Origin of the sequence: Abyssisolibacter fermentans (assembly GCF_001559865.1) — a bacterium.
Lineage (GTDB): Bacteria > Bacillota > Clostridia > Tissierellales > MCWD3 > Abyssisolibacter > Abyssisolibacter fermentans.
In genome coordinates, this window is sequence record NZ_LOHE01000035.1 from 1 (window position 1) to 21,533 (window position 21,533).

General features: G+C 28.3%; 26 protein-coding genes. 20 read left to right on the plus strand and 6 right to left on the minus strand.

Features of this window, described 5'->3' with window-relative positions; translation table 11 throughout:
- The 13 genes from AYC61_RS21540 to AYC61_RS02840 form a co-directional block, all read left to right on the plus strand.
- On the plus strand, positions 1-655 hold a 655-nt coding region (locus tag AYC61_RS21540), incomplete at its 5' end, for a hypothetical protein (protein ID WP_202906787.1).
- 36 nt (positions 656-691) lie between these two features.
- Positions 692-1,036, plus strand: a complete 345-nt coding sequence (locus tag AYC61_RS02790; protein WP_066496629.1) for an Imm8 family immunity protein — start codon at positions 692-694, stop codon at positions 1,034-1,036.
- Positions 1,037-1,261: 225 nt separating this feature from the next.
- Positions 1,262-1,654 carry a hypothetical protein gene (locus AYC61_RS02795; RefSeq protein ID WP_066496631.1) on the plus strand — a complete coding sequence of 131 codons (393 nt, stop codon included), beginning with the start codon at positions 1,262-1,264 and terminating at the stop codon, positions 1,652-1,654.
- 315 nt (positions 1,655-1,969) lie between these two features.
- Positions 1,970-2,149 carry a hypothetical protein gene (locus AYC61_RS02800; protein ID WP_066496634.1) on the plus strand — a complete coding sequence of 60 codons (180 nt, stop codon included), beginning with the start codon at positions 1,970-1,972 and terminating at the stop codon, positions 2,147-2,149.
- 174 nt (positions 2,150-2,323) lie between these two features.
- The gene (locus AYC61_RS02805; protein WP_066496637.1) at positions 2,324-2,647 is read left to right on the plus strand and encodes a Tse2 family ADP-ribosyltransferase toxin; all 324 of its coding nucleotides are present in this window, start codon (positions 2,324-2,326) and stop codon (positions 2,645-2,647) included.
- Between the two features lie 17 nt (positions 2,648-2,664).
- Complete coding sequence (locus AYC61_RS02810; RefSeq protein WP_202906788.1) at positions 2,665-3,021, plus strand: hypothetical protein; 357 nt, start codon at positions 2,665-2,667, stop codon at positions 3,019-3,021.
- Positions 3,022-3,256: 235 nt separating this feature from the next.
- On the plus strand, positions 3,257-3,403 hold the full coding sequence (locus tag AYC61_RS20950) for a hypothetical protein (protein WP_156456314.1): 147 nt from the start codon (positions 3,257-3,259) through the stop codon (positions 3,401-3,403).
- A 77-nt stretch (positions 3,404-3,480) separates the two neighbouring features.
- Complete coding sequence (locus AYC61_RS02815; RefSeq protein ID WP_066496639.1) at positions 3,481-3,927, plus strand: hypothetical protein; 447 nt, start codon at positions 3,481-3,483, stop codon at positions 3,925-3,927.
- 152 nt (positions 3,928-4,079) lie between these two features.
- Positions 4,080-4,421 (plus strand): hypothetical protein, encoded by a 342-nt coding sequence (locus tag AYC61_RS02820; RefSeq protein WP_066496641.1) that lies wholly within the window; start codon positions 4,080-4,082, stop codon positions 4,419-4,421.
- A gap of 418 nt (positions 4,422-4,839) precedes the next feature.
- Entirely contained in the window at positions 4,840-6,048 is a 1,209-nt protein-coding gene (locus AYC61_RS02825; RefSeq protein WP_066496643.1) for a hypothetical protein, read from the plus strand.
- A 147-nt stretch (positions 6,049-6,195) separates the two neighbouring features.
- Entirely contained in the window at positions 6,196-6,432 is a 237-nt protein-coding gene (locus AYC61_RS02830) for a hypothetical protein (protein ID WP_066496646.1), read from the plus strand.
- A gap of 448 nt (positions 6,433-6,880) precedes the next feature.
- Positions 6,881-7,264 carry a ribosomal maturation YjgA family protein gene (locus tag AYC61_RS02835; RefSeq protein WP_066496649.1) on the plus strand — a complete coding sequence of 128 codons (384 nt, stop codon included), beginning with the start codon at positions 6,881-6,883 and terminating at the stop codon, positions 7,262-7,264.
- 438 nt (positions 7,265-7,702) lie between these two features.
- A complete protein-coding gene (locus AYC61_RS02840) occupies positions 7,703-8,365 on the plus strand; it encodes a hypothetical protein (protein ID WP_066496652.1) in 663 nt (220 codons plus the stop codon).
- Between the two features lie 361 nt (positions 8,366-8,726).
- Here AYC61_RS02840 and AYC61_RS02845 read toward each other — a convergent pair whose 3' ends face one another.
- Positions 8,727-9,191 (minus strand): SMI1/KNR4 family protein, encoded by a 465-nt coding sequence (locus tag AYC61_RS02845; protein ID WP_066496655.1) that lies wholly within the window; start codon positions 9,189-9,191, stop codon positions 8,727-8,729.
- Between the two features lie 292 nt (positions 9,192-9,483).
- Positions 9,484-9,933 carry a hypothetical protein gene (locus tag AYC61_RS02850; protein WP_202906789.1) on the minus strand — a complete coding sequence of 150 codons (450 nt, stop codon included), beginning with the start codon at positions 9,931-9,933 and terminating at the stop codon, positions 9,484-9,486.
- 220 nt (positions 9,934-10,153) lie between these two features.
- On the opposite strand from AYC61_RS02850, the gene AYC61_RS20955 reads away from it, so the two are divergent.
- The 3 genes from AYC61_RS20955 to AYC61_RS02860 all read left to right on the plus strand — a co-directional run bounded on the left by AYC61_RS20955 (position 10,154) and on the right by AYC61_RS02860 (position 12,697).
- The gene (locus AYC61_RS20955) at positions 10,154-10,309 is read left to right on the plus strand and encodes a hypothetical protein (protein ID WP_156456315.1); all 156 of its coding nucleotides are present in this window, start codon (positions 10,154-10,156) and stop codon (positions 10,307-10,309) included.
- 96 nt (positions 10,310-10,405) lie between these two features.
- Positions 10,406-10,837 carry a GNAT family N-acetyltransferase gene (locus AYC61_RS02855; protein WP_066496658.1) on the plus strand — a complete coding sequence of 144 codons (432 nt, stop codon included), beginning with the start codon at positions 10,406-10,408 and terminating at the stop codon, positions 10,835-10,837.
- A 63-nt stretch (positions 10,838-10,900) separates the two neighbouring features.
- On the plus strand, positions 10,901-12,697 hold the full coding sequence (locus tag AYC61_RS02860) for a MutS family DNA mismatch repair protein (protein WP_066496661.1): 1,797 nt from the start codon (positions 10,901-10,903) through the stop codon (positions 12,695-12,697).
- Positions 12,698-12,872: 175 nt separating this feature from the next.
- Here the strand turns inward: AYC61_RS02860 and AYC61_RS02865 are convergent, their stop codons facing one another.
- A complete protein-coding gene (locus AYC61_RS02865) occupies positions 12,873-13,754 on the minus strand; it encodes a hypothetical protein (protein ID WP_066496667.1) in 882 nt (293 codons plus the stop codon).
- 242 nt (positions 13,755-13,996) lie between these two features.
- Here AYC61_RS02865 and AYC61_RS02870 point away from each other — a divergent pair, with 242 nt between their 5' ends.
- Both AYC61_RS02870 and AYC61_RS02875 read left to right on the plus strand, forming a co-directional pair.
- On the plus strand, positions 13,997-14,569 hold the full coding sequence (locus AYC61_RS02870; protein ID WP_082759751.1) for a rhomboid family intramembrane serine protease: 573 nt from the start codon (positions 13,997-13,999) through the stop codon (positions 14,567-14,569).
- Positions 14,570-14,865: 296 nt separating this feature from the next.
- A complete protein-coding gene (locus AYC61_RS02875; RefSeq protein ID WP_066496669.1) occupies positions 14,866-16,098 on the plus strand; it encodes a TerD family protein in 1,233 nt (410 codons plus the stop codon).
- A gap of 55 nt (positions 16,099-16,153) precedes the next feature.
- Here AYC61_RS02875 and AYC61_RS02880 read toward each other — a convergent pair whose 3' ends face one another.
- The 3 genes from AYC61_RS02880 to AYC61_RS02890 are packed head-to-tail and all read right to left on the minus strand — an operon-like array spanning position 16,154 to position 18,725.
- The gene (locus AYC61_RS02880; RefSeq protein ID WP_162265426.1) at positions 16,154-16,867 is read right to left on the minus strand and encodes a D-alanyl-D-alanine carboxypeptidase family protein; all 714 of its coding nucleotides are present in this window, start codon (positions 16,865-16,867) and stop codon (positions 16,154-16,156) included.
- A gap of 5 nt (positions 16,868-16,872) precedes the next feature.
- Complete coding sequence (locus AYC61_RS02885) at positions 16,873-17,907, minus strand: D-alanine--D-alanine ligase family protein (protein ID WP_066496673.1); 1,035 nt, start codon at positions 17,905-17,907, stop codon at positions 16,873-16,875.
- Positions 17,904-18,725 (minus strand): VanW family protein, encoded by an 822-nt coding sequence (locus AYC61_RS02890; RefSeq protein ID WP_066496676.1) that lies wholly within the window; start codon positions 18,723-18,725, stop codon positions 17,904-17,906. The genes AYC61_RS02885 and AYC61_RS02890 overlap by 4 nt, the downstream gene beginning before the upstream one ends.
- 326 nt (positions 18,726-19,051) lie before the next feature.
- On the opposite strand from AYC61_RS02890, the gene AYC61_RS02895 reads away from it, so the two are divergent.
- Together AYC61_RS02895 and AYC61_RS02900 are read left to right on the plus strand one after the other, a co-directional pair.
- The gene (locus tag AYC61_RS02895; RefSeq protein ID WP_066496678.1) at positions 19,052-20,128 is read left to right on the plus strand and encodes a papain-like cysteine protease family protein; all 1,077 of its coding nucleotides are present in this window, start codon (positions 19,052-19,054) and stop codon (positions 20,126-20,128) included.
- A gap of 73 nt (positions 20,129-20,201) precedes the next feature.
- Complete coding sequence (locus AYC61_RS02900; RefSeq protein ID WP_066496680.1) at positions 20,202-20,582, plus strand: protease inhibitor I42 family protein; 381 nt, start codon at positions 20,202-20,204, stop codon at positions 20,580-20,582.
- Positions 20,583-21,533 lie beyond the last annotated feature (951 nt).

A 21,533-nucleotide genomic window follows, 5' to 3' on the forward strand; every position in this document is an offset into this window, starting at 1 on the left:
AGTAGGTCTAACATTTACAGCATTATTACTTGCTGAGGCAGCACCAGCAGTATTTGAATATGGTAAAATGACAATAAATCAAGCTCTAGAAAATTTAAGAAGTAGTAATGCATTAAATAATGCAAGAAATTTAAGAAATATAATGAATAGTGGAGGATTACAACCGGCATTTGCAGGAGTACCTTCTGACGCAGTAGCAGTACCTTCATCCCCAGCGATAGCACTAGAAACAGATGTAACAGTTGGATTAGATATAGCAACATATACACAATATAGCGATGCGTTTGGAAATACGGTTTATACGATTACAAATAATTCTGGTTTTGGAGGAATGCTTGAGGGGATGGGTAAAGGTGCCCAAGAAATTGTTGATGGTGCTAACTTAAGTGGAAAAATCGGCGGTCTATCAGGTAGAGCCGCATCAGCCGTAGAAGTACATGAAGCTGCAGTTAAATTTTGTGGTGGAAAAGGTGTTAAGATTAGAAAGATTGATGGTGGAATGCTATACGAGAGTGCTGATGGCACTAAAACTGTTAGAACAGGTGTGAAGTATGGAAAAAGCAAGGCAACAGGCAGTTTAGTATATGAAGCTAATTTTGAAATTAACGATGGGAAAGGCAATGTTACATCTAATTATCATGTTACAATTAAGTAAAGAATAAATATAGTAGAGGGAGGAAAGTACTAATTTATGAGACCTGAACTTAAAAGAATAGTTCTAAAAGGAAGTATGCCCGAGAGTATTGATGATTTTGTCATTGCTGCAGATGCTGATATTGGCGAAGAAGGGTTCGAAGGTACTGACTACTTTCATTTTAGAATGGTTACTCCAAAAAGATTAAAGAAATGGCTAGAAGAAGACAAAATAGTAAATGGTAGAGCTACATTTATTGTAAATGAATCTACAATGGAAGAAAATCTCAAAGTTGCTGAAAATGAAATAAAAAAAATACTGCAACACTGTGAGAATACTTCGTGGGAGAAAGTAGCTAATGAAATAAATCTGTACCTTAAATGGGAGTATAGTAGTTTATAAGAACACCCATTCGGGACAGTTCTGACTTGAGTGACATGAGTGTTGATAATAATTAAATTAGGATATAAGCTGCATCATTAATAAAAATACGTCAGATTGATTTATGAGTCTGACGTATTTTTGTATAAATATAATCTTATCTACCTACAGCTACGCATATTACTTAAACTGTTAAAATTAGTAGAAAAAATGTATAATTAGGAATGTAGTAAGGAGGATAATGTTATGATAGTTAATAAAGATAATATTAGAAATTTATTGATTGATTCTATTCATTCTAATATTGAGGCTAAAGAGTTTTTTGAAAGGAATGTAAAAAACGAAAAGGTTTTAAATTTATTAGTTCAATGTGCTATAGGAGATTACTCTAATGATGCTAGAATGGAAGCGGCTTATTGGATATCTAAATTTAATAAAGATATTTTAAAGACAGTAGAAAATGAATTATTAAAAATACAAAAAGATGAACTTGATAGTATTGCATGCCATGTTTTTGTTGCATTAGGTAAGATAAAATCAAAAGAGGGGTTAAAGTATTTAATTGAAAGTCGAATTAAACCTACATTGTACTGGGAGGCACAAGCTTTAAAATTTTATTTTGAAAATTTTCTTGAGTAGGGAACAAACACTAGGGCAATGTCATTAACCTAGTGTTCAAAAAAATTACAATATACAAGCAAAAATTTCACAATTACTTAAAAAGGTATGAATTTTCAATGAAATACAAAATGGATTTTTTACATTTTGTATGGTAATATAATTTAATCTGTTCTTTTGTGAAAATAAATGCTCTTTTCTGACAAGAATGTAAATAAGATAAAACCAGAAAGGAGCGTTTTTTAAATGAAAGCAATGCCAAAAGAAGTATTAAGAGAAATGATAAAGGAAGGTAATTTAAAAACAGCAGGAGATTTACATAGCTATTAAAAAAATATGTTTAAAGATGCATTACAAGAAATGCTAGAAGCAGAATTAGAATTGGAGCTAGGTTATTCAAAGGGAGATAAAAAAATAAGTATACTGAAAATACATCTATTGGGGACGGTTTGGAGTGAACCCATTTTAGTGTACGATTTGGGTACGGTTAAAATTATTGAAATTTTTCTTAAATAATACATTTTTGTTTATAGATATAAGGGGTCACTCCCTCTAAGTTTTTTTGAGGTCTATAATTTATATAGTACTCCATATATTCCTCAGTTATTTGAATTACATCATTTAAATCTTTTATTTTATCTTTCATTAAATGAATTGTTTCACATTTATAGTGACTAAAAGCCTGAGGGGATGGGTAATGATGTAACTGTTGAATATAATGGTAAGAAAGTTCCTGTTTATAGAGGTGGTAATAATTTTACTGTAAAGCCTAATGAAGTGAAGACAAATAAAAATACAGGTTTAGTAAAAACAACACATAGTGTTTCTTTAGATACAAATCCAAATACAGTATCAAAATTTGGAGGAGCATATAAAATTGATAATTTACCTGAAGGATTAAAAATTATTCAAAGAGGACAAAGACTTGAACATTATGAAATTGTTCCAGCTTATGATATGCCTTTAGAACAGTTCCAAAAATTACTAAATCAAATCAAGGTTTCGCCATTTTAATATAGGAGGTGATTTAAATGAATAACATACTAAAAATAATTTTTTTAGACAGTTCTGAATTAGCAGAAAATGAAGCTTTAGATAAAGGATATCGTAATGATGTATATGTAGTAATTAATAATCAAATTTTTCATATTAATATATATGACATTGTAAGATTAAAACAAGATTTCGATAGCGAGCAAAAAGACTATAATTATTATGCGGTTGAACCAAATCTTATTTTAGTTAAAAAGGTAGATAAAGAAAATATTATATATACAATACGTAAACTTAATGAAGAAAAATATTTTGAAAATATAAAAAAAGAAAGGAATATCAGTATTAATTTACTAAAACAACAGTATAGTAGTAATATAGAAATAATATTATAACTATATCTATTAGTGCAAGTTACCTTTTGAAATAAAAAATTTACCAAAACACCTATTTGGGACAGTTCCGATTTGGGTGACGTGGATGTCAATAATAATCAAATTAGGATAAAAGCAACATTATTAATAAAAATACGTCAGATTGATTTGTGAGTCTGACGTATTTTTGTATAAATATAATCTTAACTACTTACAGCTACATGTATTACTTAAACTGTTAAAACTAGCATAAAAAATGTATAATAAAGAAGGAGAAGAAATCCTTATAAAGTCAGTAGAATATATATATGATGCAAACGGAAATGAAATAAGACAAAAAGCAAAAGAGTTGTTTAATGAAAAACAAAATCAGAAACTTATAATTTTAAGTTACAGCATGTAAATTATTGTTTAAAAGACAATAGAGAAGATACTCACTTCGTACTTGATTGGATAGGAGTTTTTCCAGGACCAGTAGGAATGGTTGCAGATGGTGCAAATGGCTTAATGTATTTAGCAGAAGGAGGATGTGGTAATGCACTTATATCATTCGCATCAGTTGTTACACAGTCATATGATGCAGCAAAAGAAAGTAGAAAAAGCTATGGCCCAACTTTAAAGCAAGCTGAACTGCTTGATGACGAACTAAAGTTAGAAAAGAATAATTTTAAGCCAGTTGTCAATGATAATCCAGAACCGTTAGAGTATACTAGGTATTCTAGTAATGGAAATAATGATATAGGTAGAAATATATTCCCTGAGAATCCAGATGAATTTTTACCAGATGTTCCTAGAAATACTAAAGTAAAAAGTAATGGTACAGTAAGTTCTAAAATTTATACTAGTGATTATGTTAGAATAAGAGCAGAGACACATCCCGTAATGGAAGGAGAGGTCTATAATCCAAGGCATCATGGGCAGCATTAGCATGTAAAAACGAAGATTGATGCATCTAAAAGTTGGAATAACAGGAATAATGTAAGAAAAGTATAATACCCACCTAACTATACTAAAGGTTCAGGAACGGGGTTTTTACCAGGTCTACATTTCCCAGAGATAGAATAAAATGAGGTGAAAATATGAATTTGTTAGATAAATATTCTTTTTCGGATGGAAATATAAAAGAAATAGTATTCAGAGAAGATGATGTAATAGTTAATTTTATACAATGGAATGATATAGAGATAGTGTTTGAATTTAAAAATTGTTGGAAACTAATTAATTGTAAATCAATTGGAACAGAAATTGAAGATGTTATAATTATAAAAGAATCTTCTATAATAGATGACATTAGAAATGAAATAATAGAAACAGGAGGTTCAAAAGAAGAGGCAGATAAATTGTATCAAATTTCTTTTAAGAGTTCATGGGACAATAAAGATGTATTGATAATAATTGCTGGAGATTTAAAAATATCATAGACTGTCCACTGGGGACAATTCTGATTTGAGTGACATTGGTGTCGATAATAATTAAATTAGGATACAAGCTACATCAATAATAAAATACGTCAGATTGATTTTGTGAGTCTGACGTATTTTTGTAAATATAATCTTAACTACATACAGCTACATAGTACTCAAGCTGTTAAAATTAGCATAAAAAATGTATAATAAAGAAGGAGAAGAAATCCTTAAAAGTCAGTAGAATATATATATGATGCCAACGGAAATGAAATATGGCAAAAAACACAAAAGGAAACACATATAGAAAAGGAATAACAGAAGAAATAAGCTAATATTCTCAAATAATTTTCAATCTATAGATAGTTTGAAAATGCAACTTGATATAGCTATTAAAATTTCAACAATGATTTACAAATTATAATTGGAGGATAAAATGTATAAAAAGAGTTTAATTTTACTTTTAGTAGCAATTACATTAGTGTTTTTTGTGGGTGAAAAATTTATAAATATAGAAAGTGAAATGAATAAAGATGTAAAAATTAAGGATACTCAAGTTTTTAATTTTAATAAAATAGATAGTAACAATGTATATATTAAAAAATCGAAAAGTGAATATATGTACAATAAGTACTATTCACCAGATAATAAAAATTTCTTTATTCGTCAGATAGGTGATTTTGCAAATTATTCTAGTGTAGACAATGCTTTATATCTAAATAGAGTAACAAACAATGTTTTTAGTAAAATAGATAGTATTAGAAAAAAACCAGTTATGTGGCTTAACAATTACGAAGTACTAGTGAATGGAATGTATATATATAATATAGAAACGAAAAAAATAGAAGATTATATAATGAAGGATATTTTAGACAATAGTTATGTTATAAATTACAGTTTAGATAATGAAAAAGAAAAAATAGCTATATGTCTAACTAATAAAGTAAATAATACTAAAGATATTGTCTATTCTATTTATGTATCTAATATAAAAGATAAATCATATAAGAAAGCATATGAAGATTCAAAAATTAATACTAACTTTATATGCAATATTATATGGGACCAAAATAATAATATAATATTTGATAAAGATGGTTTAAAAGTCATGAAATATAATCAAAAACTGAATAAATTGAGTGATTATATAAATGAAGATATAGATAAATTAAATAGACAGCAGATAGATGAAGTAGATGATGATGATGATGGACCACCAACAACATATAATTTATTATCTGTATCAAAAGATAATAGATATATAAGTGTTGGAGATTCTGGTGAACTTATACGTATTATAGATATAAAAAATAATACAGAAGTTATAAGTAATGATGAAAATAGAATACCTTATTCACCATCTTTTTGTTGGGTTGATACAAATATATTTGCTTATATAGATAATTTTGTGCATATAGATAATTATATTTATATATGTAGCATTAATGATGGTGTATACACTATTGAAGAAACAATTGATTGTCAAAAACTTAAAGGAGATAATTTGTTTATATCTAACCTAAGATTAGAAAAAAATGAGCTTCTTTTTGATGTTATAGAATTTTCAAAACCTGGTAGTTTCGATACCGTTAAAAAAGTAACTACTTATGAGATTGTTCAAGGAAATTCCACTGGTGACAGATGAAGATGAAGTAACATTATAGATTAAGTAAAACACCATAAATTAAAATACGTCAGATTGATTTGTGAATCTGACGTATTTTTGATGAATATAATTTTATCTACCCTACAGCTACGCATATTACTCAAGCTGTTAAAATTAGTAGAAAAAATGTATAATAAAGAAGGAGAAGAAATCCTTAAAAAGTCAGTAGAATATATATATGATGCAAACGGAAATGAAATAAGACAAAAAGCAGACTATATACATCCACATGACATGACAATGATACAAAGCACCAAAGGAAACACACACGGAAAAGGAATAACAGAGGAAATAAGTACATTAATAGAAAGAGAAGAAAAATACTATGATGGCTTTAACAGATTAGTAAAATATGAAAAATGAAACTCACTACTCACTTCGTTCCTAGGAGTAAGTGATTCACACAAAATCAGAGATTTTGGTTCTCTACTTAAAGCTCAAAAGACGGATATGTAACAAAAACAACAAACTACTATTACGACAGACAGCACGTAATACTAGAAACAGGAACAGAGACAGTAAGCTATGTTAGAGGAATAAACTATATATCAAGGAAGAGCAGTATAGGATTAAGCTACTATTTCTACAACGGACATGGAGACGTAGTACAAACAGTATCAGAAGCAGGAGAAGTAAGGAACCAATATGATTACGACATATTTGGAAATCTATTATTTACAATAGAAGAAGAAAGAAATGAAATCTGCTTATGTATGAGTGATCAGATAAGGTTTTAGTTTAAGATATATAGTGATTCTTTAATCATCAAAATTATTTACATGCCTTAAATTTAGTAAAGGGAGATAAACTTATGAAAATAAACATGAAGTATATATTTGTTTTTTTTATTCTATTGATAACGGAAACTATTATTGCACTTTTTGTAAACGATTCTATTATTCGACCATACATTGGAGATGTTTTGGTAATTATTTTAATGTACACTTTGATAAGAGGAATAATACAAAAACCAACAAAGTTTTTACCTATATATCTATTATTATTTGCTTCAACAATTGAAGTTTGTCAATATTTTAATCTTGTAAACATGTTGTGTCTACAAGATAATAAAGTAATTGCTACTATTATTGGAAGTACATTTGACATAAGAGATATTTTATGCTACTTAGTTGCTACTATGATTATATTTATATGGGAGAAGATAGAGAGCGACACCCGCTGTGAACGGTTCTGATTTGTGTGGCATGAGTGCTGATAATAACTAAGTTAGGATACAAGCTACATCAATAATAAAAATACGTCAGATTGATTTTTGAGTCTGACGTATTTTTGTATAAATATAATCTTATCTACCTACAGCTACGATATTACTTAAACTGTTAAAATTAGTAGAAAAAATGTATAATAAAGAAGGAGAAGAAAATCCTTGAAAAGTCTGTAGAATATATATGATGCCAACGGAAATGAAATAAGGCAAAAAGCAAACTATATACATCTACATGACATGACAATGGTACAAAGTACCAAAGGAAACACACATAGCAAAGGAATAACAGATGATATAAGCACGTTAATAGAAAGATAAGATGCTAAATTAAAATCAAACAAACCTCCACACAATGTAATACCAGTGGATTTGAACTTCAATCCAATTAAATAAAGGAGAGAATCTATGAAAGTCAAATATACTAATACTGATAAGAACGAACCAAATTTATCAGAAAATAAAATTTACTATGTCATTGCAATAGAATTTAGTAACTCTGATTCAATGTCAGGTAATTATATAAAATATCGAATAATGAATGACATGAATCAAGTAATACCATACTCTGCTAAGGATTTTGACGTAGTATCAGGAAAATTAAGCACTTATTGGGTATACAACGCTGGGTCAGCTAATGATTACTCGATATTACCTAAAGAACTTGCATACGTTCAGTTCTGGGACGATTTCTATAATGATGATAAAAAAGCATTAGAGTTATTTGAAAGTTCATATATGAAAATAATCATGGAGGAAGCATCAACTGATGAAATAAAAGAAATTTTACAGAGAAATGAATATGAAGTTTCATTAATTCTTAGAGGACTTGGTGACAGTCAAAATAATGACTATTTAAAAGATGTATTAGAAATAGTGAAAAAAGAGTTCACATTATTTAAAGCTTACTCAAGAGTTAAAATAAAACCTATTTTAATTGAATGCTTTGAGTATTTATCAAAAATTGGTGGGGAAAAAACAGACGAGCTTTTTGTTAAGTACTATGAGAACATAGAATGTCAGTGTAAAGAATTAGATATGATAGTAAATGAATACTTTTCAAAGAAGTAACTTAAAAGAAGATTAAGTATTTTATAGCGATGGAGGATATAATTTTAACTCCATCGCTTTTTCTTTCTGGCGAGGCTACCCAATGCCGAATGATTCTAATACTATAACTGTTTAGGCAAATATGGATTAATTTATACTTATATAAAAAAAGTAATTAAACAACACACTTATTAAAGTAGGCGGATTTAGGCATAAATGCCAACTAAATCTAATCTAAATTGGTTATATTTATTTTATTGTTTCTTATGTAAAATTAGTTTACTATATAGACATTATATTTTCCAGAAACAAATTTCTATACCCTGTGTTCTACTTTATTAATTTATTATTAATAAAATACTGTACTCAAAGTTAAAAAGTTTTAATAAACCTCTTTAAATAAATCTTTTTTCATTTCTAATCTAGCAATCAAAAAATCTGTAAATGAATTTGTAATCTTAGTGAATTTATCATCTTTTCTATTCTCATTATAAAAATATACGGGGGGGTTATCCCCTTCGTTTATCTTAAAGAAACAAAACATACATCCTTGACTCATCCAGAATATAAAATCATTATCTGTTATTGTATTTTTAGAGTTATTTTCTTCTAGTAGTTCAATCGCTCCTTGGCGTAAATCTTTAATCTCATTCATAAAACAAGAGTCTCCGCGCATAAATTTTCCTTTCGTTCCATTTCCCATTACTTTCATGAATTGAATATATGCCTTAGGTAATTCACCCTTTTTTAATATTGAATTTAATATTGCCAAATCATCTTCTGTACATTTTTCCATGTTTATTTCATTTTTTTCAAGCCTTTTTACTACCTCATTAATATAATTCATTTGTATTTGTAACCTCCAAAATTATTTTACAACAAAATTCATATAGTATAAGTATAGAAAAATATAGTTGTACTACTATATATTTTCAATCCTTCTTGGGCATCGATACTTACACTTAAATCCAAATGAAAAGTTTTTCCTGTATTAGTATACTACATACTTACCGTCTTTTATTTTTCCTTCTTAATCAACGGTTAACTCAATAGGGCGTTCTTTAGTATATGTCTAAGTTGCCACTTGATTATAGTTAAGATTTTTATCATTGGAATCATACGACACTATATAGTTTCGACTATTCATCAAGTATACCACTATAGTTGTTTAGCTTATCTATAAACTCTTCAATAATTTTCTTTGTAACTATTCCGCATTTCGGCAGTAACTTTTCTAATTTTTGTGCAAGAAATCTATCATTCGCTATTATTCTGATGTTATTCTGATTAATAATACATCTTAACGAATCTATGCATGTAACAAACAACTCGTCATCATCAATTCCACAGAGTATAACTAAACTTTTAATTATAGCTTCATCATTGATATCACTATCAACGCAATACGCATATAACGTCTGCCACATAACAGATTTGGAAAGTATGCTATTTGTTAGCTTTCGCCAATCATCGGCTGTAAACTCTTGTAACATCTCTGTAGCAATCACACATCCATCATCAAACCAAGAATCATTTATTCCAGGCATTTTAGCGAAGCTATCTAAATAACCATCAAACTCTTTATACACGTTGCACCATCTCCTTAACTATTATACTATATTACTACTTTATATTATTCAAATCTTCTTGGAAGTAGCAAACAAGGGGACGGTTCATCTGTTTGGACAAATTTGAATTAATTTATACTTATATAAAAAATAGTAATTAAATAGAAATAAAATATAAACAAGTAAAATGGACAGTTTTTAAGTAATAAGCTACAGCTACGACAAACAGGCAACAGACAAGTTGTTAAAATTAGTAGAAAAAATACATAATAAAGAAGGAGAAGAAATCCTTAAAAAGTCAGTAGAATATATATATGATGCCAACGGAAACGAAATAAGACAAAGAGCAGACTATATACATTATAATGGTTGTACTGTTCTTTCGTCGAGTATATAATAAACTTGTAATAAAGCAAATAAACACAAAGCTAAGTTAATTATGGAGATTAAAAAATATTTGTATAACTAAACCACAGAAAGAAGGGATAAACGTATGAGAAAGAATGAGATTTATAAAAAAGGGAATTTTATTATTACGACAGATAAAGAAAAACTTGATATATTGGCGGTATTTAATTTATTAAAAAGTAGTTATTGGGCGAGTGAAAGAGAAAAAAGTGTTATTATTCAATCTATTAAAAACTCATTATGTTATTCTTTGTTTTATGGAGACGAACAAATTGGTTTTGCAAGGGTGATAACAGATTTTGCTACATATGCATACTTGTGCGATTTAATAATTGATAGTAATTTTAGAGGACAAGGCCTAGGAAAATGGTTGGTGAAAAGCATTTTAAATCATCCTCAACTTTGTACTTTGAAAAAGTGGAGCTTACATACTAGAGATGCTCAGGAATTATACAAACAGTTTGGATTTGCATATTTGGAAAATGAGAAAGTGTATATGCAGAAAAATCAGAATTAGAGTGGAAGCCAAGATACTCACTGGGGACGAATTTAGAGTATTTATAAAAAACGGAGGATCAAAATGAAAAATCCATTAAAAACTTATAAGAAAAAGAAAAACTTCTATCACAATTTGCTGAAGAAAGAAAGTAGAACAATTAATAAGCTTAGTAGTATAAGATTAATTATTGCTTTAGTTGGAATAGTAAATATAGTGCTTTTGTATATTACAAAAAGATATCATATTATTAACTATATATTACTTGTGTACGTAGCATTATTCATATATTTGGTTGAGAAGCATAATAAGGTAAAACATAAAAATAAATATACTAGTGCATTATATAAAATTAATGAAGATGCATTAAAACGTTTAAATGGAAATTGGAATAACTTCAAAGATACTGGCTTAGAGTTTCAAGATGATAGTCACAGTTTTTCAAGTGATCTTGATGTTTTTGGACAAGGCTCTTTATTTCAATACATTAATACTACTACAACATATATGGGAAGACAGGCGTTAAGAAAATACCTTGTTCAGCCATGTAGGAGCAAGGATCAAATTAACAAAAGGCAGGAATCCATTAATGAACTAAGTGTTAAATTATGGTGGCGTCAAAGATTTATGGTAGAGGGTTTGGTAACATCTGATAAATCTAATAATAATGATGATTTGTATAGGTTTGCTGAAGCAAAATATGAAACATATACAAAACTTTGGCTAATAATTGGAGTTAGATTACTTCCAGCAATTAGCATAGGGTTTATTATACTTTACTTATTAGATATAATACCATATCAAATTCCTAGTTTAGCAGTGGTCTTACAAACACTTATTCTTATGTTTAAGAATAAAGAAAGATCAAAAAATTTAAATTTAGTTTATAAGCATAAAGATAGTATAAAAGTATACAGTAAGATGTTGGATCAGATAGAAAGGAAACATTTTAAATCAAAATACCTTTTAGAACTAAAAGATAAACTTATCGATGCTGACAAACGTACAGCACATCAGCAGATAAAAAAATTAGAAAAGATTACAGATAGCATTTCTAATAGGAGTAATTTAGCTTTTATAGTAATTAATATTATTACTTTATGGGATTATCAATGTATGATTGCATTAGAACGATGGAAGAAAAAATCAGGTATTCTGATAAAGACTTGGATGGAAACTATAGGAGAGTTTGAGGCACTATCAAGTCTAGCTAATATAAGATACGATAACCCTGACTGGACAATTCCTAAAATAATAGATAAACCAAACTATATTGTGGCAAAGGGTATTGGACATCCTCTACTTACTGATAAACGTGTATGTAACGATGTAGAAATAGATGATTCAACGAAGGTGTTATTAATAACTGGTTCGAATATGTCGGGTAAGAGTACATATTTAAGAACAGTAGGAATTAATATGGTTCTAGCCTATGCAGGCGCACCTGTATGTGCTAAAGACTTTTGTTGTAGTATATTTAGTATTTATACATGTATGAGAGTAAGAGATAATCTTGAAAAAAATATATCATCCTTCTATGCTGAACTTCTTAGGATTAAGGAAGTTGTAGATGCTTCTAAAGAAAAGAAAATATTTTTCTTATTAGATGAGGTATTTAAAGGAACAAACTCTTATGATAGACACGAAGGTGCAAAGATTCTAATAAATAAGTTATTGAATAATAAAGCAATAGGATTAGTATCAACACATGACTTAGAATTAGAAGTACTTGAAAAAGAAAGTAATAAAAGAATTAAAAACTATCATTTTGAAGAGTATTATAAGAATAATAAAATATGTTTTGACTATAGACTAAAGCCAGGAATTTCAACAACTAGAAATGCTTTGTATCTTATTAAAATGATAGGGATTGATGATTAAGATTGAGATTAGTTTCGCAATAGCATCAAGCTAGTATTTAGGCTTAAAAACAGCCTGTAAGGCTGGCTTAAGCCTAAAATCTATCATTTTTCATAAGAAACTTTTATCAGCATCTGTGGTGTATAAAACAGTATCTAAGAATCTTATTTGGTATTTCTGAATAATCATGATTTAATTAATTTCTACCTACTATATATTCACCAGGTATAGGTTTTAATAATGTTGCATAGTAAGTTTGTCTGCTATTGTAATCACATTTGTAAGTAACGTATAAATCATAATATGAACCATTTATTTCTTGAAATATGTCTTCAAGTCGTTCGTCTGGATAAATTTGTGTTTGTCTTATAGTTCCGTTTTCTAGAGTGTATTCAAGAATGGATGCATGATATTCGCCACCATCTTCTATAATTCTGTAGTCAGTAACCAATAATAATTCTTCTGTTCTATTATATGGTACCTTATCTATTGTTGCTAGGTATTTATCATGATGGAAACCTGCATACCATGATATAGAGTTATATTTACCAATATAACTTGATGGGAATGTATAAGTCCATCCTTCTTGTACAGTGTGAGTTACAGTTTTAGTTTGACTGTAACCAACATGTAAGTCTATTGTTTTTATTATTGTTTCGCCCAGAGGAAAGCTTATTCCTCCATCAATAGATATTTTTCTTTGAGTTGCAACTGATTTTGTTGTAGATGTAGTATAGGTTTGACCGGGAGATAAGGTGCAAATAGGATCACCTTTTATTTCCAATGGTCCATATCCAGCTTGTTCAAGGCGAACATTTCTAACTCTTAGCTTGTATAATATACCATTTTCATTAACAGTAGTATTGTAACCCTCTGTAAGCGAGCCTTCATAATTAGGCCCCCAATATATAGGATAGCTTTCTGACATAGGCATACTTAAAACTATTGAATTTAAGCTGTCTTGTAAGTCTTGCAAATTATTAAATTGAGAAATAGTTGCTTGAACAGGTGATATAGTAATTAAAATACATAGCAAAGATGTCATAAGTACAATTGAAAATTTATTTCTTTTTTTCACAATTAATCAATCCTTTCTTAAATGATATTTTATTTGAAATCTACAATTTGTATTATATATTATAAATAATGAAAAAAATGTCACAATCCCATATATAATTAAATTATTAAAAAAATCGTAAAATAATAAAATTAATTATTTTGATATAAATTAATATTTCAATGTGGATAAATGTTGCACGAAAAGTCATAAATGTTTATAATTAGAACAACAGAATAATTTTGTGTCTAAGGAGGTTTGAATTGAAAAAAATATTAAATAAAATTGAATATAATGCACCCGTAGTTTTGACTTTTTCACTATTAGCGACAGCAATTTTTTTTATAGATGAACTTTTACCCATACACATAATAGATAACTTTTTTGTTTTTAGAGGAAGTTTTTCCTTAACTAATTCAATTCAGTTATTACTATGGCCATTAGGGCATGGTTCAATGGAACATTTGATGGGAAATATTACTTTGCTTTTATTAATAGGACCAATGTTAGAAGAAAAATATTCATCAAAAATAATATTGATTTTGATGGTTATTACAACATTAGTAATAGGTATTTTTCAAGCCATTCTTTTTAATAGTGGTATATTAGGTGCAAGTGGTATTGTGTTTATGATGATAGTCTTAACATCATTTACTAATATGAAAGATGGAAAAGTACCACTTACATTTATTTTTATAGCTATATTATTTCTGGCTAAAGAGATATATAATGGATTATTTGTAAACAATAATATATCCGAATTTGGTCATATATTAGGGGCTGCTGTAGGAATAGGATATATTTATATAGAACAAAAATATAGAAAGAAAAGTTAAAAGTACCCATTGGAGATGCAGACTGTGTAAAAACAGTCTGTTCTTTTGTTTATAATACATAAGAAAAATAATAAATCAAAAGAGGGAGCGTCCCATACAATTCGTACATTTGACATGCTACTGCAAATTTAAATATTGAATAAGTGTATGAGTTCTATATAGGCATGGCTAAATCACTAAGATAAAGCTCAATACAAAGTATTAATTAATATGCAAATAGCTGTTCTTTTTATTAAAAATATTATAAAATAAATTAGACTAAAATTTGTCGAAATATTAAACATTAGGGGGTAAATATGAACTTAGTAAGAGGACAAAAAGCTGATATAACTAAAGGGTGTCCAGCTTTATCTACTATAAAAGTAGGTTTGGGCTGGGATGTAAATGATAAAGGTCTGTCATATGATTTAGATGCAGTAGCATTATTATTAGATTCAACTGGTAAGCTAGCTTCTAATAAAGATATAGTATTCTATAACAATTTAAAGGCTGATTCTGATAATATCAAACTGACTAAGGATAACAGAACTGGAATAGGTGATGGTGATGATGAAGAAATAATAATCAACTTAAAATCTATTTCTCCTCGTATTGAAAAAATTATAATTAGTATAACTATACATAACGCAGATAAAAATCAACAGCATTTTGGACAGGTATCAAATGCATTTGCAAGAGTTGTAAATACTGCTAATAATCAAGAAATATTCAGATACTCCTTAACAGATGAATTTCCAAATCAAACTGCCTTAATTTTAGGGGAAATTTACAAGCGTAATGGTGAATGGAGATTTTCAGCTGTAGGAAGAGGTGTACAAGGTGGCATAGCAGGTTTATGCTCTAATTACGGTGCTGTCAACCTACCTAATAACTTCTTTACTAAGAAAGCGATACCTTCAGCAAGTAAAGGTATAAAGCTTTCTAAGATAGAGTTAAAAAAATCTGGAGATTCTATAAATCTTAACAAGTCTTCTAAGAGCTTAGGTGAAATAGTAGTAAATTTAAATTGGAATCATCAGAAACCAAAGCAGAGTGGATTGTTATCATCACTATTTGGAGGAAATTCTGGTATTGATTTAGACTTAGGTTGTCTATTTGAGCTAAAAACAGGAGAAAAAGGTTGCATACAAGCATTGGGAAATTTATTCGGATCTTTTAACTCATTTCCGTTTATTTCATTAGATGGTGATGACAGAACGGGTGCTAATTTAAATGGTGAAAACTTAAGAATCAATGGTAATATGGTAAATCAATTCCATAGAATATTAGTTTTTTCATATATCTACGAAGGAGCAAAAAATTGGTCACAAGTTGATGGAGTTGTAACCTTAAAAACTAATAATGGGGATGATATTACCGTTAGAATGGATGAACATAAAAATGGTCTAGGGATGTGTTCAATTGCTTTATTGCAAAATTTAGATGATGAAACCTTTAAGGTTCAAAAAGCAGTAAAATACTTTAATGGACATCAAAATATGGATAAATATTTTGGATGGGGCTTAAAATGGGTTTATGGTCGTAAATAAAAACAACCATTACTAACTAAAAGGCAGACTGTTTTTGAACAGTCTGATTTTTCCATTATTTCCACCTTGTAATGATAAATCCATCTACATTGTTCCCTGATATTTCAGTCTTTTCGTTTAATAATGATTGAACATTATCTATTTCATTTGTAAAGGATAATTCATACTGAATGTCTTGTAGCTTGATTTTTAGAGGATTTTTCCTATATTTGTATTGTTTAATCCATTCTATGTATTCCTCTAGTACAAAATTATGCTTCATTATAATAAAAGAATGAGGCAATCCTACATATCTAAAATGCCATGGTTCTTCAGCGACACCAGTTATGTTATTCTTGCCCTTTAAGTATCGTTGAACAAATCCGTATTTCCATGCATTATCTTTGAAGCTCCTAATCTCTGGTGTGTCAGGCAGATTAGGAGAAACATAATCTATATTTTTTGAATTTAAACCTAAATCGATAGCATATCCCGTGTGATGTTCACTTGCATATGGATGTGCTACATACTGTTTTGTGTATTCTTTTCCTCTTTCCAATAATACTAATTCATAAAGGTGATCTTGCTCCATAATTGTACGGTATCCACTTACGCCAACTATTTTGTTATCTAGATCATAATCATGAATCCATCTACTTAAATGCTGTTTAACTGTTTGGTCTAATAAAACTTCTGGACGATTGGAATCTACAGGTTCCAACAAAACTGTTTGACTATGATAAATATGCTTTTTATTTACTAATAAAACATATCCTTGGTATATATTCAAAGCTTTCACTCCATTTCTATTTTTACAATCGTTTGAATTAATGTGTTGAAATCCATTCCAATTCCTGTCATCATCTTAGGAAATCTACTTAATTGAGTAAAACCTGGTATGGTGTTCACTTCATTAAATACAATCTCATTTTCTGGGGTCAAAAACATGTCAATTCGTGCAAAACCCTTGCATCCAAGAGTTCGATAAATTTTTATGCCTACTTCTTTTATTTTTTGCTCAATATTTTCAGGTATTCTAGCAGGTACGTGAATTTTTAAAGTTTCTTGGTGATATTTTTCGTAATAATCAAGAAACCTCTTTTCGAGTTCTATTTCATCAACACTACCTATTGTTAGAAATTCGCTGCCAATAATAGAACATCCAACCTCAAAACCTTCTATAGTCTCTTCTATAGTTATTTTTTGGTCATATGCAAATGCCTGTTCTATTGCTTTTTTTATTTGATTTTCATTTTCTACTCTAGTTATTCCAAAGGATGAACCTGCTCTCATTGGCTTTACATATAATGGGTATTTCATATCACTTAATAATTCATTATCATTATTTTTAATTGAATATTTATCTAATATAATAGACTTGGGAACTTTTATTCTTTCCAATGATACTAAGTTATGTGCAATCCTCTTATTCATACAAATAGCAGAAGCTTCCATATCACATCCTATCATAGGTATTTCAGACATTTGTAATAAACCTTGAATAGTACCATCTTCTCCATTTTTTCCATGAAGAACAGGGAAAACTGCATCAACATTAACAAGCTCTGAATTATGTTCTGTCAATATGTAAAAACCTTTATCTTTTGGATTTGGAGACCAAACTACTTTTTTGCAATTCGTATTGTACCATTTATTTTGGCGTATTAATTCAATATCACCTTCAAAAAGATACCACGCTCCTTCTTCTGTAATACCAATTAAAAATAAATCATATGTATTTTCTAAAACTTTTATTACTGAATATGAACTTTGTAAAGACACTCCATATTCTGGTGATTTTCCTCCAAATATTACAACTAACTTTTTCATTTGTTAACCTCCATTTCATAACCTATAATACAAGTATTTCTATATAAGAAGTCATCTGATAATACAGTTCCATTTAAATCAATAACTTTTTTATAAACATCTACAGATTCATGAATATCTTTTTCAATTACTTCGTATGATAGATTTTTGTTATATAATTTTACTTTTTGATTTATATCAAAGTTACACTTTAATTCTGTTACTAAGTCTTTACCTGTAGTTGAAGTAAGTACTTGAAACATATGATTTGTTTCGTTCTTAACTTTTAAATCTATATAACCTTCACTAACTGTTGCATCTATGCCTAATATTTCTCCCTCATGTGGAGGAAACGATTTGGTTTTATGTGTGTGGCGTTCTAGTATAGTTAAAGGACTATGCAAAAATAATTCATATAAGATGTTACTCATTTGGCATAATCCACCGCCATATGAAGGTTTAATTTCTCCATCTATTAGTATTAGCCCATCTTTATATGGTTTTTCTTTATCTGCATCTTTTGCTAACAGCCAAAAAGAAAACACTTCACCTGGATATATGATAGTATCTGTCATTGAAGAACACAAAATTTTAAGATTATGTGCCTTGTTTTTTTGATAAATCAAATCATAGCCGCTATTATAATTAATCATTTGTTGAGATATTTTATGTACACAATACTCGAGTTCGTTTTCCATTTTGTTTTTTGCAAATATATATTTACTATTATTCATTTTTTTATAATAGCTTTTTTTGTGTAACATCCTTTTTAAATGTACAAGAAATGGAAAGTAATCTTTGATCTTAGATTTTGCTATTCTTGAGTACTTATTTATCATTTGCACTTCTCCTCTCCGTCAAGAAATAATCTAAAATGTATTTCTAGGATTAGAGTATCAAGAATATTTATATTTTTTCTTGAGTTTTTCTAAAATTTTTCTAAAGGATTGTATAAAATTTAGTAAATACATTTACTAGTGAGGTATTTTATCGTGTCTACATAAGGCTAGTTGATGGTCTAAGTAAGATAATAAGCCAAACTGTCCAACTTTTAAAATATATAAATTACTTATATTAATGCATAAAATTTACAAATTTTAAATAAAATTAGTGTAATGCAATTAAATTACTGTATAAATTTAAAAAATATCAGGAGGGATTTATTATGAAAAGGTACACCAAGGTTTCGATTTTAATTTTAGTCTTTACTCTTTTATTTACTAATTTTACAACTTATGCTTTTGGACAGGATGATGCATACAGATTTTCCACTAATACTATTGATTCTAAGATTGAACAGTATTTTGCCCAAAATGTTGACAAGTATTTCCATACATTAAAAAGGAATCCTCAAAACTATGGTATTGATAGTATTGGTAATTTGAATTATAGTAAACTATTTAGTGTTTATAGTTATATTGAAAGTGATGAGTCTAAAACATTTGCCGCTTCAATTATATTTAATGATGAAACACCTATAGGTTATTTTTGGGTAAATAATAACAATGGTGATATCAATATCACAATGAGTATAGGTAATACAGAGAAATTAATATCACTTAAAAATAAACATCTAAGGATGGTAGACTATAGTGGTGATGTATATGCAGTCAGTGAAGGCATTCCGTATCTTATCTTAGATAATAAAAATTTCAACTCTAATTCCAACGAATTAAAAAATATGAAATTTAATAAAAGTAAGGTTCAAGAAATTATTCCAGCAGAAAAACAACTATATTTAGCTGAAATAGTAGGTAAATCAGATGAATATAATGGACTTGATATGGATATTGTTTTACAGGGTAACCATCCTTGGTGTTGGGCAGCAACATGTGCTGCTATAATAAATTATATACAAAATGAAAATTTATCAGCGAGAGATGTTGTTGAATATGTATTTGGCTCAGCTGTAGACATGGGTGGTACATGGAAGAACATGAAAAAAGCCTATAATCATTGGGGTCTTACACCTCGTGAATACAAAACATTAACTTACTCGGAAGTAAAGAATTTAATTAATAATAATCAACCAATTCATATTGGAATGTATACAAGTACTAGTGGACATTCAATGACTTTAAGAGGATATGAAAAATGGTCAGATGGTGATATAATTTATTATGCAATTGATCCGAATTACAATCATTATGTTTCCTTCGATGGAGATGAAAGTGGGGAAAATATATACTATATTCTAGGTGGAAGTGCATTTTATTGGCAAAAATCAAGATTTGGATGGTAGAGAAATATAAATGTATAAAAAGATATTATTAACAATTATAACAATCACTATATGTATTATTGGAGTAAATTATATGAATAATGAAAATTATAAAATTAGCAGAGATATCAATAGTAAATATTTATATATTACAGTTAATAATATGGATACTAAAATATTAACTGTATCTAACAAAAATACTTACAAGATTACTATTAAGCAAGGGGACATATTCAAACTATCTTTATTAGAAAATGCAACAATAGTTACTAAATGGCAGATGATATATGATAAAAATTACATCCGACAAATTGATAATAGAACTATAGATGTAAAAACTTTGTTCCAAATAGGAAAAGAAGGTGAAGATTTTACTAGAAGAGAAATATTTTTTGAAGGAATAACGAGCGGAAAAACAAAAATAGAATTTCAATATGGGGATTTTAATTTCTATTTAGATATTATTATTTCCTAAGTATACTATACCCCCATTGGTGTAGTTTAGAGAAAATTAACAATGCATAATTAGGATGCAGAGTTGCAAATATGCATAATCGAAGTTACAAGGTTATAATAATGAGGTGATGGATTTAGGTAAAACTAATAAATGATACTGAAGTTGAAGAAAATGAAACGGTAGAAGTAACCTTATTGTCTGGAAGCTTAGACACAGATATAACAGCAACATTAACGATTACCAGTGAAGATCAAAATGTTGGTATATGTCCTTATTGTGACTAAGGATATTAGCTAGTGAAAAGTCTGAAATTGAAAAAAAGGGGACGATACACTTGTTTGTGGTAAAATATATACAAATCACACGTCGATAAGTAATTAGGAAAGAATAAGGATATAAACATGTAAACAGAAAGTATTGAACAGCAAGTTACACATAGGGCAATTCAATACTTATAGGAGACGGCAGACTGTGTAAAAACAGTCTGTTCTTTTGATTTATATGTGTGTATAACTTATCTTTTTATATATAGGAGTTAGAGTTAGTATTTTACTGTCTATGAGGTATGTCTTTTATTACTTTTTTCTATAATCTATAGGAAAACCTTTTACAATTGTGGATAAATTATATTTCTTTTATATAGATATCAACAGATTTAATGCTTATTAACAAAGTTTAGTGTAATATAATTTATGAAAAGCTAAAAATCAGTTTATCCTTATTCTATTAAAAAGATTAATATAATTAAAAAGATAACATATGTATATGAAATGTTCCACAAATTAAATAGGCATTAAGATTATATAAGTAATTTGTTTTTATGTCAAACTTATATGAATTATTTGTTATATAAAAATATACATGGTATAATTTTCTTGAACTATCTAAAATTTTTTTATAAAGAAGCAATTTTTTAAGCACATTTCTTGTTGATATGAAAACATTAAATTTATTATTCAGATATTAGGA

Excerpts from the sequence above, each read along its gene's own strand:
- AYC61_RS02790 (WP_066496629.1), top strand. The coding sequence starts at position 692 with ATGAGACCTGAACTTAAAAGAATAGTTCTAAAAGGAAGTATGCCCGAG.
- AYC61_RS02795 (WP_066496631.1), top strand. The coding sequence starts at position 1,262 with ATGATAGTTAATAAAGATAATATTAGAAATTTATTGATTGATTCTATT.
- AYC61_RS02800 (WP_066496634.1), top strand. The coding sequence starts at position 1,970 with ATGTTTAAAGATGCATTACAAGAAATGCTAGAAGCAGAATTAGAATTG.
- AYC61_RS02805 (WP_066496637.1), top strand. The coding sequence starts at position 2,324 with ATGGGTAATGATGTAACTGTTGAATATAATGGTAAGAAAGTTCCTGTT.
- AYC61_RS02810 (WP_202906788.1), top strand. The coding sequence starts at position 2,665 with ATGAATAACATACTAAAAATAATTTTTTTAGACAGTTCTGAATTAGCA.
- AYC61_RS20950 (WP_156456314.1), top strand. The coding sequence starts at position 3,257 with ATGTATAATAAAGAAGGAGAAGAAATCCTTATAAAGTCAGTAGAATAT.
- AYC61_RS02815 (WP_066496639.1), top strand. The coding sequence starts at position 3,481 with ATGGTTGCAGATGGTGCAAATGGCTTAATGTATTTAGCAGAAGGAGGA.
- AYC61_RS02820 (WP_066496641.1), top strand. The coding sequence starts at position 4,080 with ATGAATTTGTTAGATAAATATTCTTTTTCGGATGGAAATATAAAAGAA.
- AYC61_RS02825 (WP_066496643.1), top strand. The coding sequence starts at position 4,840 with ATGTATAAAAAGAGTTTAATTTTACTTTTAGTAGCAATTACATTAGTG.
- AYC61_RS02830 (WP_066496646.1), top strand. The coding sequence starts at position 6,196 with ATGTATAATAAAGAAGGAGAAGAAATCCTTAAAAAGTCAGTAGAATAT.
- AYC61_RS02835 (WP_066496649.1), top strand. The coding sequence starts at position 6,881 with ATGAAAATAAACATGAAGTATATATTTGTTTTTTTTATTCTATTGATA.
- AYC61_RS02840 (WP_066496652.1), top strand. The coding sequence starts at position 7,703 with ATGAAAGTCAAATATACTAATACTGATAAGAACGAACCAAATTTATCA.
- AYC61_RS02845 (WP_066496655.1), bottom strand. The coding sequence starts at position 9,191 with ATGAATTATATTAATGAGGTAGTAAAAAGGCTTGAAAAAAATGAAATA.
- AYC61_RS02855 (WP_066496658.1), top strand. The coding sequence starts at position 10,406 with ATGAGAAAGAATGAGATTTATAAAAAAGGGAATTTTATTATTACGACA.
- AYC61_RS02860 (WP_066496661.1), top strand. The coding sequence starts at position 10,901 with ATGAAAAATCCATTAAAAACTTATAAGAAAAAGAAAAACTTCTATCAC.
- AYC61_RS02875 (WP_066496669.1), top strand. The coding sequence starts at position 14,866 with ATGAACTTAGTAAGAGGACAAAAAGCTGATATAACTAAAGGGTGTCCA.
- AYC61_RS02885 (WP_066496673.1), bottom strand. The coding sequence starts at position 17,907 with ATGAAAAAGTTAGTTGTAATATTTGGAGGAAAATCACCAGAATATGGA.
- AYC61_RS02890 (WP_066496676.1), bottom strand. The coding sequence starts at position 18,725 with ATGATAAATAAGTACTCAAGAATAGCAAAATCTAAGATCAAAGATTAC.
- AYC61_RS02895 (WP_066496678.1), top strand. The coding sequence starts at position 19,052 with ATGAAAAGGTACACCAAGGTTTCGATTTTAATTTTAGTCTTTACTCTT.
- AYC61_RS02900 (WP_066496680.1), top strand. The coding sequence starts at position 20,202 with ATGAATAATGAAAATTATAAAATTAGCAGAGATATCAATAGTAAATAT.